General features: G+C 72.9%; 11 protein-coding genes and 1 rRNA gene. 9 read left to right on the top strand and 3 right to left on the bottom strand.

All coding sequences use genetic code 11. From position 1 onward, the window contains the following. A 5S ribosomal RNA gene (gene rrf / locus IEZ04_RS34140) occupies positions 1–89 on the top strand; the annotation flags it as partial. A 1028-nt stretch (positions 90–1117) separates the two neighbouring features. Beyond that, entirely contained in the window at positions 1118–1930 is an 813-nt protein-coding gene (locus tag IEZ04_RS34510; RefSeq protein ID WP_194523913.1) for a tetratricopeptide repeat protein, read from the top strand. A gap of 59 nt (positions 1931–1989) precedes the next feature. Here the strand turns inward: IEZ04_RS34510 and IEZ04_RS34130 are convergent, their stop codons facing one another. Beyond that, a complete protein-coding gene (locus tag IEZ04_RS34130) occupies positions 1990–3294 on the bottom strand; it encodes a DUF1015 family protein (protein WP_189220885.1) in 1305 nt (434 codons plus the stop codon). A 73-nt stretch (positions 3295–3367) separates the two neighbouring features. Between IEZ04_RS34130 and IEZ04_RS34125 the strand changes: the two genes are divergently transcribed. Then, entirely contained in the window at positions 3368–4396 is a 1029-nt protein-coding gene (locus IEZ04_RS34125) for an HAD-IIA family hydrolase (RefSeq protein WP_189220884.1), read from the top strand. A gap of 413 nt (positions 4397–4809) precedes the next feature. Beyond that, complete coding sequence (locus tag IEZ04_RS34120; RefSeq protein ID WP_189220883.1) at positions 4810–5625, top strand: ABC transporter ATP-binding protein; 816 nt, start codon at positions 4810–4812, stop codon at positions 5623–5625. Between the two features lie 151 nt (positions 5626–5776). Here the strand turns inward: IEZ04_RS34120 and IEZ04_RS34115 are convergent, their stop codons facing one another. Continuing rightward, positions 5777–6124 carry an SCP2 sterol-binding domain-containing protein gene (locus IEZ04_RS34115; RefSeq protein ID WP_189220882.1) on the bottom strand — a complete coding sequence of 116 codons (348 nt, stop codon included), beginning with the start codon at positions 6122–6124 and terminating at the stop codon, positions 5777–5779. 42 nt (positions 6125–6166) lie between these two features. On the opposite strand from IEZ04_RS34115, the gene IEZ04_RS34110 reads away from it, so the two are divergent. From IEZ04_RS34110 to IEZ04_RS34090, 5 genes are all read left to right on the top strand, one after another. After that, entirely contained in the window at positions 6167–6511 is a 345-nt protein-coding gene (locus tag IEZ04_RS34110; RefSeq protein ID WP_189220881.1) for a hypothetical protein, read from the top strand. Between the two features lie 7 nt (positions 6512–6518). Further along, the gene (locus IEZ04_RS34105; RefSeq protein ID WP_189220880.1) at positions 6519–7334 is read left to right on the top strand and encodes a TlyA family RNA methyltransferase; all 816 of its coding nucleotides are present in this window, start codon (positions 6519–6521) and stop codon (positions 7332–7334) included. Beyond that, a complete protein-coding gene (locus IEZ04_RS34100) occupies positions 7331–8236 on the top strand; it encodes an NAD kinase (RefSeq protein ID WP_189220879.1) in 906 nt (301 codons plus the stop codon). Before IEZ04_RS34105 ends, IEZ04_RS34100 begins: the two co-directional genes overlap by 4 nt. A 124-nt stretch (positions 8237–8360) precedes the next feature. Further along, on the top strand, positions 8361–10079 hold the full coding sequence (gene recN, locus IEZ04_RS34095; RefSeq protein WP_189220888.1) for a DNA repair protein RecN: 1719 nt from the start codon (positions 8361–8363) through the stop codon (positions 10077–10079). A 264-nt stretch (positions 10080–10343) separates the two neighbouring features. Next, entirely contained in the window at positions 10344–11474 is a 1131-nt protein-coding gene (locus IEZ04_RS34090) for a glycosyltransferase family 4 protein (RefSeq protein ID WP_189220878.1), read from the top strand. Between the two features lie 46 nt (positions 11475–11520). Here IEZ04_RS34090 and IEZ04_RS34085 read toward each other — a convergent pair whose 3' ends face one another. Next, a complete protein-coding gene (locus IEZ04_RS34085) occupies positions 11521–13323 on the bottom strand; it encodes a glycoside hydrolase family 15 protein (RefSeq protein WP_189220887.1) in 1803 nt (600 codons plus the stop codon). Positions 13324–13903: the final 580 nt, after the last annotated feature.

Genomic DNA, 13903 nt, shown 5'->3' with positions numbered 1-13903 from the left:
CCGGTTACATTCCGAACCCGGAAGCTAAGCCTTACAGCGCCGATGGTACTGCAGGGGGGACCCTGTGGGAGAGTAGGACGCCGCCGAACAATTTTTGTAGGACCCTTGGTCCCAGCGTTCAGCTGGGACCAAGGGTCCTTTTTGTTTTTCCGAATAGCGCGTCGGGTACCCGGCTGCGCGAGAACTACTGCGGTACCGAAGACAGGAGTCACCGATGTCCACCAACTCTCCTGAAGGGCGACCGGAGCGCGACCAGCGCCGCCGGGACGGGGGTGACCGCGGTGACCGAGGCGGATACCGCGGCGGCCCGCGCCGGGACAACGACCGTGGTGGTTACGGCGGTTACGGCCGGCGGGACGACCGTCGGGACAGCGACCGGGGTGGTTTCCGGCGCGAGGAGAGCCGCGGCGGTTACGGCCGCCGCGATGACCGTCGCGATGGGCGCGATGACCGACGTGAGAACGATCGTGGTGGTCGTCCCGCGTACCGCCGCGACGATCGTGATGACCGGGGCGGTTTCCGTCGCGATGACCGTGGTGATCGTGGTGACCGGGGCGGTTTCCGGCGCGACGACCGTGGTGATCGTGGTGACCGGGGCGGTTTCCGTCGCGACGACCGTGACCGGGGTGGGTTCCGTCGTGACGATCGTGACCGCGATCGTGACAGGGACTTCCGTAGGGACGATCGCGACCGTGGTTTCCGACGCGACGACCGTGACCGGGACTTCCGCCGTGACGACCGGGGCGACCGCGGTGACCGTGGTGAACGCAGTGGCTTTCGGCGGCATGACGACCGCGGTGGTTCCCGCGAGCGCTTCGACCGTCGCGACGACCGTAGGGATGACCGGCGCGATGACCGGCGCGATGACCGTCGCGACGGTGAGCGGGGTGGGTTCCGACGTGACGACCGCGGGGACCGGCCGGGGCGCGGCGGGTTCCGCCGGGACGACCGGGGTGACCGGGGCGACCGGGGCGACCGCGGCGGGTTCCGGGGGCGTGGAGGTCGCGACGACCGTGGCGGCCGGCCCGGAGGCTTCCGTGGGCGGGACGACGCCCGGCGTGGCGCTGGTGGGCGTTTCCGCGAGGAGCGGGATCGGGACCGGGAGCCGATCAAGCGGCTGCCCATTCCCGAGGACGTCACGGGGGAGGAGATCGACAAGGACGTACGGCAGGAGCTCCAGAGCCTGCCGAAGACGCTCGCCGAGGACGTCGCCCGCAACCTGGTGATGGTCGCCAGGCTCATCGACGAGGACCCCGAGGGCGCGTACGGCTACTCCAGGGTGGCCCTGCGCCTGGCCTCGCGCGTCGCCGCCGTACGGGAGGCAGCCGGGTTCGCCGCGTACGCCAACCAGAAGTACGGCGAGGCCCTCGCCGAGTTCCGGGCCGCGCGGCGCATGACCGGGAACACCGACCTGTGGCCGGTGATGGCCGACTGTGAGCGTGGTCTGGGACGGCCGGAGAAGGCGCTGGACATGGCCGGGGCGCCCGAGGTGCACAAGCTGGACAAGGCCGGGCAGGTCGAGATGCGGCTCGTGGCGGCCGGCGCCCGGCGGGACATGGGGCAGCTCGACGCGGCCATCGTGACCCTGCAGAGCCCCGAACTCGCCTCGAACTCCGTGCAGCCGTGGACCGCGCGCCTGCGTTACGCGTACGCCGACGCCCTCCTCGCCGCGCAGCGGCGGAGTGAGGCGCGCGAGTGGTTCGCCAAGGCCGTCGAGGCCGACCGGGACGGCAGCACCGACGCCTCCGACCGGCTCGCCGAGCTGGACGGTATCGAGTTCGTCGACGCCCTCGACGGGGACGGCCAGGACGACCAGGACGAGCCCCGGCTCGCCACCGGTACCGCTGCCGAGGACGAGGACGAGGACGAGGACCAGGACGACGCCGAGGTCGACGTCGACGCGCGTCGGCGGAGCGACGGCGACGACTGACGGCCACGGCCGGGTGTGAGAGAGGGCGGACCCGCTACCGGGTCCGCCCTCTCGTTCGTTCAGAGTCGTTCTCGGAGTTCCAGGGTCCTCAGGACCAGACCCGACGCCGGTTTCGGACCGAACGACGTCGACTTGCGGGGCATGGTGACGCCCTGCCGGGCCAGATCGCGTACGACGTCCTCGCGGACGGGATGCAGCAGGACCGCGGTCCCGCCGTCACGTTCGGCCTTCTCCACGGTGGCCGCCGTGTCGTGGATGTACGCGATGTGCTCCGGCGAGTCCTCGGGGACGCCCCAGACGTGGTCCAGGAGCGCGGCGTGCAGGACCGTGGCGTCCAGGGTGCGCCACGCCGGCGGGCGGTCGGCGGGCACCGTACGGGCCAGGAGAGCCGGGTCCGGCCGGTCGAGGAGATGGAAGGCGCCGTCGCCGGCGAGGAGGAAGGCGTTGCCGGTCCCGGCCGCGTCGGCCAGCGCGTTCAGCGCCTCCGGCAGCGGGACGTCCAGGCGGCGTATGCGGAAGTGCTCCGCGGCGGCGGCCAGCGCCGCCGGTACGGGCATCTTGTGCAGAAGCCGGTGGATCGCGCGGACGCGCAAGGGGTAGCGGGCCGTGTCGACCAGGAGCACCAGACCGTGGTCCCAGGGGCCGGGGGAGGGGTGCTCCGTGCGGAGACGCAGATAGGTCGCCCAGCGGTGGTGGCCGTCGGCGATGAGGACCTGCTGATGCGCGAGGTCCGACTGGACCGCGCGGAGATCGGCCGGATCCGTCACCGCCCACAGGCGGTGGCTGTAGCCGTCCTCCGTGGTCGTGGCGAGGAGCGGGGGACGCTCGGCGGTGCGCTCGACGACGGCGCCCGCGCCGGTCCGGGAGCCGTTGCCGCGGTAGGTCAGCAGCAGTGGTTCGAGATTGGCGCGGGTGGCACGCATCAGGTCCGCGCGGTCCGCGACGATGTGCGGCATCACGTCCTCGTGCGGGAGGACCAGGCCCTCGGAGGCGTCCGACAGCCGCAGGGCGCCGATGATGCCCCGCTGCAGCATGTCGTCGTGGCGCTGCTCGTACACGTACAGGCCCGGTTCCGTGTCGGCGACCAGGACTCCCTCGCCCAGCCAGCGGTGGAGCGTGGCGGCCGCCTGTTCGTTGCGGGCCGTGGAAGTGGTGGCCTGGGGCAGGATCAGCCGCACGATGTTGTACGGGTCGGCGGACTCCAGGTGGAGCAGCCCGTCCGGTCGCACGATCACGTCGTACGGCGGGGAGGTCACCGCGGCCAGGCTGCCGACCCGGTCGGGGTCGTAGCGCACACCTCTGAACGGGAACAGTTCGAGGCCGCTCCGTTCCGGGTTCTCCTCCGCCTGACCTGCTTCGCTCATTAGGGCATCGTAAGTGTGTCAGTGGCATGCGGGATGATCGGGGGAAAGGGATTCGACCGAGGAGAGATACGCAATGAGCCAGACCGTCAGGAGGAGCCCCGAGGGCAGTGCGGGGCCTCTGCACGAGGCCTATGACACCGCGCTGCTCGACCTGGACGGCGTGGTGTACGCGGGCGGTAACGCGATCTCCCATGCGGTCGAGTCGCTCGGCACCGCCCGTGAGCGCGGCATGCGTCTCGCGTACGTGACCAACAACGCGCTGCGGACGCCGGACGCCGTGGCGGCCCACCTCACGGAGCTGGGGGTGCCGGCCGAGGCGGATGACGTGATCACGTCGGCGCAGGCCGTGGCCCGGCTCGTCGCCGAGCAGGTGCCCGCGGGGGCGCGGGTGCTGGTGATCGGTGGTGAGGGACTGCGGGTGGCGCTGCGGGAGCGCGGCCTCGAGCCCGTGGAGTCGGCCGACGACGATCCGGTGGCGGTGGTGCAGGGGTACGGCGGGCCCGAGCTGCCGTGGGGACGGTTCGCCGAGGCCGCGTACGCCGTCTCGCGCGGGGTGGCCTGGTTCGCCTCGAACACCGACCTGACGATTCCCAGCGCGCGCGGGATCGCCCCGGGCAACGGTGCCGCGGTCGAGGTCGTACGGATCGCCACCGGTGCCGAGCCGCAGGTCGCGGGGAAGCCGCTGCCCCCGATGCACCGGGAGACGATCCTGCGCACGGGCGCGCGGCGTCCGCTCGTGGTCGGGGACCGGCTGGACACGGACATCGAGGGGGCGTTCAACGGCGGGGTGGACTCCCTGCTGGTGCTGACCGGGGTCACCGACGGGGCGCAGCTGCTGGCCGCGCGTCCGGAACACCGGCCGACGTACGTCGACGCCGATCTGCGGGGACTGCTCACCGGCCAGCCGGAGGTCGTCGAGGCCGGCGAGGGGTTCCGCTGCGGGGGCTGGACGGCGACGGCCGCGGAGGACCGGTTGGAGCTGGAGGGTGAGGGTGCCGCCCTCGACGGGCTGCGGGCGCTGTGCGCGGCGGCCTGGACGACGGCGGGCGAGGGCACGTGCGGACTGGACGGGGGGAAGGCGCTGGCGCGGTTGGGGCTGTGAACCGGCGGTTGCGGTGACGACGCCGCCGAAGACGACGCCGCCGAAGACGACGGTTGCCGGTGACGACGGGGCGTCCGGTAGCGGCGGGTTGTCGTGCCGGCGGGCTGCGAGTCGGTCGGCTTCGAGCGGGACCGGCTCCAGAAGGCCCGGGCCGGCCGGCTGGCTGTGAGGAGGGTTGGACTCCCCGGGCATCGCCGGGCCGGGCGGCCGCGGGCCGGGCACCGGCAGGCAGGAGAATGGCCGATTCGTGGGGAGTCACCGAGGATTCGCGCCGCATCGCGGGCGGCTCGGGGAAGGGACGGTACCGACCGGAGGGTAGGCTTACCTAACTAGGTGATCGTCGGCGGTTTCCCGGCAGCACACGGTGACCAACGCCGCACACCAGGAACAGCACGACGGACACGGGGAGCACTGTGAACCGCCTGACCGCAGAGAACGTCACCCTCGCCTACGACCAGCGCGTCATCGCCGAGCAGCTGTCGGTGGAGATACCCGACAACTCCTTCACCGTCATCGTCGGCCCCAACGCCTGCGGCAAATCCACGCTGCTGCGCGCCCTGTCGCGGATGCTGAAGCCCTCCGAGGGCCGGGTGCTGCTCGACGGGCAGGTCATCCATTCGATGCCCGCGAAGAAGGTCGCGCGCACGCTGGGCCTGCTGCCCCAGTCGTCCGTCGCGCCCGACGGGATCACCGTGGGCGACCTGGTCGGACGCGGCCGGTACCCGCATCAGGGGCTGCTGCGGCAGTGGTCGGCCGAGGACGAGCGGATCGTGAGGGAGTCGATGGAGTCCACCGGGGTCGCCGAGCTGGCGGAGCGGTACGTGGACGAGCTCTCCGGCGGGCAGCGGCAGCGCGTGTGGATCGCCATGGCCCTCGCCCAGCAGACGCCGTTGCTGCTCCTGGACGAGCCGACGACGTACCTGGACATCCAGCACCAGATCGATGTGCTCGACCTGTGCGCCGAGCTCCACGAGGAGCGGGGGCGGACGCTGGTCGCGGTGCTGCACGACCTCAACCACGCCGCCCGGTACGCCACCCACCTCATCGCCCTGCGCGGCGGCGAGGTGATCGCCGAGGGCGCGCCCTCGGACATCGTCACGGCGGAGCTGGTCGAGGAGGTCTTCGGGCTGCGCTGTCAGGTCATCGACGACCCGGAGACGGGTACGCCGCTGGTGGTGCCTGCCGCGCGGCAGGCGCGGACCCGGCTGCCGGTCGCGAAGGCTTCCTGAAGCCTGCTGAGGGAGGTCGCCGAAGCCGAAGGCAGTCCGCCGAAGCCGAAGCCGAAAGAGAGGCCTCTCGCGGCGGAGAGGCCTGTCGGCTGTCGGGCGGACGATTGCTGGACGTGCCGGACGAGGGCGCCCCGGGCGGGGCGCGGACCGGCTACATGAGCTTCCTGAGCCGGAACAGATCGCGGACGCCCGCCTCGAGCCGTACCCGGCCCGAGCCCCAAGCCTTCGCGAAGTTCAGTTCGCCGTCGACCAGCGCGACCAGGTCGTCCCCGGTCATCGCGAGCCGGATGTCGGCCTTCTCGCGCGGCTGCCCGTCGATCGTGTCCATCACCTCGATCCGGCCGCCCCTCAGGCGGCCGACGAAGGTGATGTCCAGGTCGGTGATGCGGCAGCTCAGCGAGCGGTCGAGCGCGGCGGCGGTGCGCACGTTCCCTTCGGCGCCCGCCAGATTGTCCGAGAGCTTCTCGAGTGCGGCGCGGCACTCCTCGATCGTGGCCATCGCGATCGACGGTACCGCAGCGCTTCGGGGTAGCGTCGGGGCATGAACGACTCTGTGGCCGAGGTCCACCTCCCCCCGCCCGAGGGCGAACCGGGGTCCGGGCTGTCCGCCGGCGCGGCGGAGGCGGAGGTTCCGGCCGGAACCGGAGCCGGAGGCGGGGACGGGCCCGCCGCCCCCGCCCCGCTGGGTGTGGAGCGGGGCCCGACCGGGAACGCCGAGGTGGACGACCGGCTCCGCCGACTCGCCGACGCGGACCACCTCGCCACGGACGGACACATCGCGGTGTACGAGGATGTACACAGGGGGCTGCGCGACGCGCTCACCGCGCTCGACGCCCGCCCGGGGGCTGCTCCTCAGTCCCCGCGACCGCACGACTTCAGGAGCTGAACCGAACGTGGCAGGAGTGGCACGCCGCCGCCTCGACGCCGAACTGGTCCGCCGCAAGCTCGCCCGCTCGCGGGAGCACGCCGGCCAGCTGATCGCCGCGGGGCGCGTGACCGTCGGCAGGACCGTGGCGACCAAGTCCGCCACGCAGGTCGAGACCGCGGCCGCCATCGTGGTCGCACAGGACGACAGCGACCCCGACTACGTCTCGCGGGGCGGGCACAAGCTCGCGGGCGCGCTGGAGGCCTTCGTGCCGCGCGGACTGCGGGTCGAGGGGCGGCGGGCGCTGGACGCCGGCGCGTCCACCGGCGGCTTCACCGACGTCCTGCTCAGGGCGGGCGCCGCGCACGTCGTCGCCGTCGACGTCGGATACGGACAACTCGCCTGGTCGCTGCAGAGCGATGAACGCGTGACCGTCAAGGACCGTACGAACGTGCGCGAGTTGACGCTCGAAGCGATCGACGGGGAGCCGGTGGATCTTGTTGTGGGGGATCTGTCCTTCATCCCGCTCGGACTGGTGCTGCCCGCCCTGGCGCGGTGCGCGAAGCCGGACGCCGACCTGGTGATGATGGTCAAGCCCCAGTTCGAGGTGGGCAGGGAACGGCTGGGCAGCGGCGGTGTCGTGCGCAGCCCGCAGCTGCGGGCCGAGGCCGTGCGGGGCGTGGCCGCACGGGCCGCGGAACTGGGCCTGGGGGCAAGCGGGGTGACGGCCAGTCCGCTGCCCGGGCCCTCGGGCAACGTCGAGTACTTTCTGTGGTTGCGTGCCGGGGCACCCCCGCTGGACCCGGCCGACGTCGACCGAGCAGTGACGGAGGGCCCGCAGTGACCCAGACCCAGACCCGTACGGTGTTCCTGCTGGCCCACACGGGCCGGCCGGCCGCCATCCGGAGCGCCGAACTGGTGGTCCGGGGGCTGCTGCAGTGCGGGATAGGCGTACGCGTCCTGGAGGCGGAGGCGCGCGACCTGCCGCTGCCGGACACGGTGGACCTCGTCGCGGAGGCCACACCGCAGTGCCTCGACGGATGCGAGCTGCTGATCGTGCTGGGCGGGGACGGCACGCTGCTGCGCGGCGCCGAGTTCGCCCGCGCCTCCGGGGTGCCGATGCTCGGCGTCAACCTCGGCCGCGTCGGCTTCCTCGCGGAGGCCGAGCGCGACGACCTCGACAAGGTCGTGGACCGGGTGGTGACGCGCACGTACGAGGTCGAGGAGCGGATGACCGTCGACGTCGTCGTGCACCGCAACGGCGACATCGTGCACACCGACTGGGCGCTCAACGAGGCCGCCGTGCAGAAGGTGTCCGCGGAGAAGCTCCTCGAGGTCGTCCTGGAGATCGACGGGCGGCCGGTGACCGGGTTCGGCTGTGACGGGATCGTGTGCGCCACCCCCACCGGATCGACCGCGTACGCCTTTTCCGCGGGCGGACCCGTGGTGTGGCCGGAGGTGGAGGCGCTGCTCATGGTGCCGATCAGCGCGCACGCGCTGTTCGCCAAGCCGCTCGTGACCTCGCCGGACTCGGTGCTGGCGGTGGAGGTGCTGCCGCACGTGCCGCCGGGCGTGCTGTGGTGCGACGGGCGGCGGACCGTGGAGCTGCCGCCGGGGGCGCGCGTGGAAGTGCGCAAGGGCGCCGTTCCGGTGCGGCTGGCCCGGCTGCACCACGCCTCGTTCACGGACCGGCTGGTGGCGAAGTTCGCGCTGCCCGTCTCGGGATGGCGGGGAGCGCCCCACTAGTCAACGCGGCCGTTCCCGCCCGCCGGTCGCGGCACCTCGCCGACCAGCGCCTTCCTCTCCGGCGAAGGGGCTGCGTCGCGTCCGGCCGGGAAAACCTCGTATCGTCGGTGACGTGTTGGAGGAGATGCGGATACGGTCGCTCGGAGTCATCGACGACGCGGTGGTCGAGCTGTCGCCCGGCTTCACCGCCGTCACGGGCGAGACGGGCGCGGGCAAGACCATGGTCGTCACCAGTCTCGGGCTGCTGCTCGGCGGGCGCGCCGACCCGGCGCTCGTACGGATCGGCGCGAAGAACGCGGTCGTGGAGGGGCGGATCGCCGTCCCCGCGGACGCCTCGGCCGTCGTACGGGCCGAGGAGGCCGGGGCCGAGCTCGACGACGGGGCGCTGCTGATCAGCCGTACCGTTTCCGCCGAAGGGCGCTCGCGGGCGCACCTCGGCGGGCGCTCCGTGCCCGTGGGAGTGCTCGCGGAGCTCGCCGACGAGCTGGTGGCCGTGCACGGGCAGACCGACCAGCAAGGGCTGCTCAAGCTGAGCCGGCAGCGGCAGGCGCTCGACCGGTACGCGGGCGACGCGGTCGCCGTGCCGCTCGCCAAGTACGCGGGCGCCTACCGCCGGCTGCGGGCCGTCTCCGCCGAGCTGGACGAGATCACCACCCGCGCGCGGGAACGCGCCCAGGAGGCCGACCTGCTGCGGTTCGGGCTCGACGAGATCGCGGCGGTCGAGCCGCGGCCGGGTGAGGACGCGGAGCTGGCGGCGGAGGCCGAGCGGCTGGGGCACGCGGAGGCGCTGGCGTCGGCCGCGGCGGCCGCGCACGCGGCACTCGCCGGCGACATCGAGGATCCCGAGGGCATCGACGCCACGGCGCTGGTGGCGGGCGCGCACCGGGCCCTGGAGGCCGTACGGTCCCACGACCCCGCCCTCGCGGCGCTCGCCTCGCGGATCGGGGAGATCGGCATCCTGCTGGGCGACGTGGCGGGCGAACTGGCCGGGTACGCCGACGACCTGGACGCCGACCCGCTGCGGCTCGCGGCGGTCGAGGAGCGGCGGGCGGCGCTGAACGCGCTGACCCGGAAGTACGGGGAGGACGTCACCGCGGTCCTCGCGTGGGCCGAGACGAGTGCCGCGCGGCTGACCGAGCTGGAGGGCGACGACGAGCGCATCGAGGAGCTCACCGCCGAACGGGACGCGCTGCGGGCCGAACTGGGCGGCCTCGCGCAGGCGCTGACGGAGGCCCGCGCGGAGGCCGCCGAGCGGTTCGCGGCCGCCGTGACCGCCGAGCTGGCGTCGCTGGCGATGCCCCACGCGCGCGTGTCGTTCGCGATCCGGCAGACCGAGGACCCGGAGGGCGTGGAGGTCGACGGACGCACCGTGTCGTACGGGCCCTCCGGTGTGGACGAGGTCGAGCTGTTGCTGGCCCCGCACCCGGGGGCGCCGCCCCGGCCCATCGCCAAGGGCGCGTCCGGCGGTGAGCTGTCCCGGGTGATGCTCGCGGTGGAGGTCGTGTTCGCGGGCACCGATCCCGTGCCGACGTACCTCTTCGACGAGGTCGACGCCGGCGTCGGCGGCAAGGCCGCGGTGGAGATCGGCCGGCGGCTCGCCAAGCTCGCGAAGTCCGCGCAGGTCGTGGTGGTGACGCATCTGCCGCAGGTGGCCGCCTTCGCCGACCGGCAGCTGCTGGTGGAGAAGACGAACGACGGATCGGTGACCCGGTCCGGCGTGAAGGTGCTGGAGGGCGAGGACCGCGTCCGCGAACTGTCCCGGATGCTCGCCGGCCAGGAGGACTCCGAGACGGCCCGGGCGCACGCGGAGGAACTGCTGGCCACGGCCCGGGCGGACGCGTAGCGCCGGCGGGCGGTCCGTCCGCCCACGGCACCTGGTGGGACGACGACGTGCGGCATCACTCGTGCGGGTGATGCCGCTCGGCGCGTTGCCCCTGACTGCGGGGGACCGGGGCCGCGGCGGTGCCGGAACCCGCCCACGGCCTGGCATCCTTGACGGTGGTACGACGTACCACGCGGAAGCGCCTGGCGCGGTCCACCCCCTCCGCGCGTACCTTCTGTACGTTTCTTCGTGACCGCTCGACGCCGAACCAGGAGCCCCGGCCACGTGAGCCACGTGAGCAGCCACTCACCGCACGGCCGGTCGCCGCTGCGCACCGTGCAGGTGCTCGGCGGGGGCAGCGTGGCCAGTAGTACGCATGTGCGGTCGCTGGCCGAGGGCCTGGTCGCCCGGGGCGTGCGGGTCACCGTGTGCGCTCCCGGTGAGGTGAACCGGACGTACGACTTCAGCGGCGTCGGTGCCGTGCACGTCCCGGTGCCGCGCAGCAGTGACCCCGCCGCCGTGACCGCGCTGCGGGCGGCCTGCGCGGGTGCCGACCTCGTGCACGCGCACGGCCTGCACGCCGCTTTCCGGGCCGCGCTCGCGCTGAGCGGGCGGTCCGTTCCGTTCGTGGTGACCTGGCACACGCGCTCCCAGGCCGAGGGCGCCCGGGGGCATCTGCTGCGGCTGCTGGAGCGGCGGGTCGCCCGGAACGCGTCGGTGGTCCTCGGCACCTCCTCCGAACTCGTCGACCGGGCGCGCAGCCGGGGCGCCCGGGACGCGCGGCTCGCAGCCGTCGCCCTGCCCGCCCCGCGCAGGCCCGAGGACGACCCCGACCCGGCGCGGTCCAAGGCCCGGGCCGAGGTCGGGGCGACGGGCCGCCCGCTGCTCATGGCCGTCGGCACGCTCGACCGGAACCGGGGGTACGAGACCCTGCTGGACGCCGCGCGCATCTGGCGCGGACTCGACCCCGCGCCGCTGGTCGTGATCGCGGGGGAGGGGCCGCTGCGGAGCTCGCTGCAGCGGCGGATCGAGGACGAGGCGCTGCCGGTGCGGCTGGTGGGACGGCGCGACGACATCACCGAGCTGATCGCCGCCGCCGACGTCGCACTGCTGCCGAGCAGCTGGGAGTCCCGGTCCGTCCTCGCCCAGGAGGCCCTCCACGCGCGCGTGCCGCTCGTCGCGGCCGCCGTCGCCGGTGTGCCGGAGCTCGTGGGCGACGCGGCGGAACTGGTTCCCCACGGCGACGCGGAGGCCCTCGCGGAGGCCGTCGTCCGCCTGCTGGCCGACCCCCGCCGCCGCGATGCGCTCAAGGAGCGCGGAGTGCGGCAGGCCGCCACCTGGCCCAGCGAGGACGAGACGGTGGCCCAGGTGCTGGCCGTCTACGACGAACTGACCCAGCCCAGGCCGCTTCCCTAGGCATGGGCCGTCGGGGCGGCCCGTGGCGGTGGCCCGGGCCGCCGTGTCAGCCCCCGTACGCGCCGGAGGCCGTCAGCCGCAGCGCCGTGTCGATGAGGGGCACGTGGCTGAACGCCTGCGGGAAGTTGCCGACCTGGCGCTGCAGGCGCGGGTCCCACTCCTCGGCGAGGAGGCCCAGGTCGTTGCGGAGGGCCAGCAGCTTCTCGAAGAGCCTGCGGGCCTCGTCCACGCGGCCGATCATCGCCAGGTCGTCCGCCATCCAGAACGAGCACGCCAGGAACGCGCCCTCGTCGCCCGGCAGCCCGTCCACGCCCTCGTCCGTGCCGGAGGTCGGGTAGCGCAGGATGAACCCGTCCGGGGTGGACAGCTCGCGCTGGATCGCCTCGATGGTGCCGATCACCCGCTTGTCGTCCGGCGGCAGGAAGCCCACCTGCGGGATGAGCAGCAACGAGGCGTCCAGCTCCTTGGAGCCGTAGGACTGGGTGAAGGTGTTGCGCTCCTTGTCGTAGCCCTTCTCGCAGACGTCCGCGTGGATGTCGTCGCGCAGCGCGCGCCACTTCTCCAGCGGTCCGTCGGCGTCGCCGGACTCGATCAGCTTGATCGTGCGGTCGACCGCCACCCAGGCCATGACCTTGGAGTGCACGAAGTGGCGGCGCGGGCCGCGCACCTCCCAGATGCCCTCGTCCGGCTCCATCCAGTGGTTCTCCAGGTAGCTGATCAGCTTGAGCTGGAGGAGCGAGGCGTAGTCGTTGCGGGCGAGACCCGTCATGTGGGCCAGGTGCAGGGCCTCGGTGACCTCTCCGTACACGTCCAGCTGGAGCTGGTGCGCGGCGCCGTTGCCGACGCGTACGGGCGCGGAGTCCTCGTAGCCCGGCAGCCAGTCCAGTTCGGCCTCGCCCAGCTCCCGCTCGCCCGCGATGCCGTACATGATCTGCAGGTTCTCGGGGTCGCCGGCGACGGCCCGCAGCAGCCACTCGCGCCAGGCGCGGGCCTCCTCACGGTAGCCGGTGCGCAGCAGCGAGGAGAGGGTGATGGCGGCGTCCCGCAGCCAGGTGTAGCGGTAGTCCCAGTTGCGGACGCCGCCGATGTGCTCCGGCAGGGAGGTGGTGGGCGCGGCGACGATGCCGCCGGTGGGGGCGTAGGTGAGGGCCTTGAGGGTGATCAGGGAGCGGATCACGGCCTCCCGGTACGGCCCGTGGTACGTGCAGTGCTCCACCCACTCGCGCCAGAAGTCCTGCGCGGCCTCCAGCGACTGCTCCGGCTCCGGCAGCGGCGGCGGCTCCCTGTGCGAGGCCTGCCAGGAGATCGTGAAGGCGACCTTCTCGCCCGGTGCCACGGTGAAGTCGGCGTACGTCGTCAGCGACTCGCCGTAGGTCTCGACGTCCGTGTCGAACCACACGGAGTCGGGCCCCGCCACCGCCACGGTGCGGCCCTCGTGCTTGTGCACCCACGGCACGACACGCCCGTACGCGAAACGCATCCGCAGCGCGGAGCGCATCGGCACCCGGCCGCTGACGCCCTCGACGATCCGGATGATCTGCGGGGCACCGTCACGGGGCGGCATGAAGTCCGTCACGCGGACCGTGCCGCGCGACGTGTCCCACTCCGACTCCAGGATCAGCGAGTCGCCCCGGTAGGTCCGGCGGGAGGCCGCGGGCGGCCCGGTGTCGGCGCCGTGGGCCGGGCCGATGCGCCAGAACCCGTGTTCCTCGGTGCCGAGCAGCCCCGCGAAGACGGCTTGGGAGTCGAAGCGGGGCAGGCACAGCCAGTCGACCGTGCCGTCCCGGCAGACCAGCGCGGCGGTCTGCATGTCTCCGATAAGTGCGTAGTCTTCGATGCGCCCGGCCACGTAGTACTCCAGTCGAACGGCCACGTCGCCTCATGAGGAGGCGGTCGCTTCAGCGGTCAAGGGACCCAAAGGATCACTGTCCAGTGTGATCCATGGGTGCGTTTCATGCGTCGTCGTACAACGATGCTCATCGAAATCAAGACGTTCGTTGCTCAACGAACTGACGAGCTCATGGTGTTCCGACGGGGACGGACGGGGGTGGCGCCGTTCGCCGGCCGGGCTCGGCAGCGAGTGTCCGAAGAGGATACGACGCTGCCAAGGGTCCCGAGTGCCGCTCCGGCCAACCGGGATCTGCCGGGTGGGTGACCCGGTCCTGAGCACCGTGAACGGCGTGTCGGCCTGTGCGCGGAGCGTGGCCGGAAGCCATCTCCTGTCGGCGCTGTTACGCTGGTAGCCCGTGGACCGGTGGGCGCACCAACCCGAAGGTTGAGTCCCCCGAACCGCAGCGACGGCACCAGAAGGAAATCTCCGGACCGGCAGCCGCACCGCCCCACTGACCGCGACCACGGGAGCCCCCCTTTGGCCATGCCGCCCTCTGTTTTCCGAAACAGCACCGCCACGACGACCAAGCACATCTTCG

Origin of the sequence: Streptomyces ruber, from assembly GCF_014648075.1 — a bacterium.
In the GTDB taxonomy this organism is placed as follows: Bacteria; Actinomycetota; Actinomycetes; order Streptomycetales; family Streptomycetaceae; genus Streptomyces; species Streptomyces ruber.
This window is presented reverse-complemented; position numbering and strand designations above follow the sequence as displayed.

Bases quoted from the DNA above. Each gene is read 5' to 3' on its own strand.
- IEZ04_RS34110 (WP_189220881.1), top strand. From the start codon at position 6,167: ATGAACGACTCTGTGGCCGAGGTCCACCTCCCCCCGCCCGAGGGCGAA.
- IEZ04_RS34115 (WP_189220882.1), bottom strand. From the start codon at position 6,124: ATGGCCACGATCGAGGAGTGCCGCGCCGCACTCGAGAAGCTCTCGGAC.
- IEZ04_RS34130 (WP_189220885.1), bottom strand. From the start codon at position 3,294: ATGAGCGAAGCAGGTCAGGCGGAGGAGAACCCGGAACGGAGCGGCCTC.
- recN (WP_189220888.1), top strand. From the start codon at position 8,361: ATGCGGATACGGTCGCTCGGAGTCATCGACGACGCGGTGGTCGAGCTG.
- IEZ04_RS34125 (WP_189220884.1), top strand. From the start codon at position 3,368: ATGAGCCAGACCGTCAGGAGGAGCCCCGAGGGCAGTGCGGGGCCTCTG.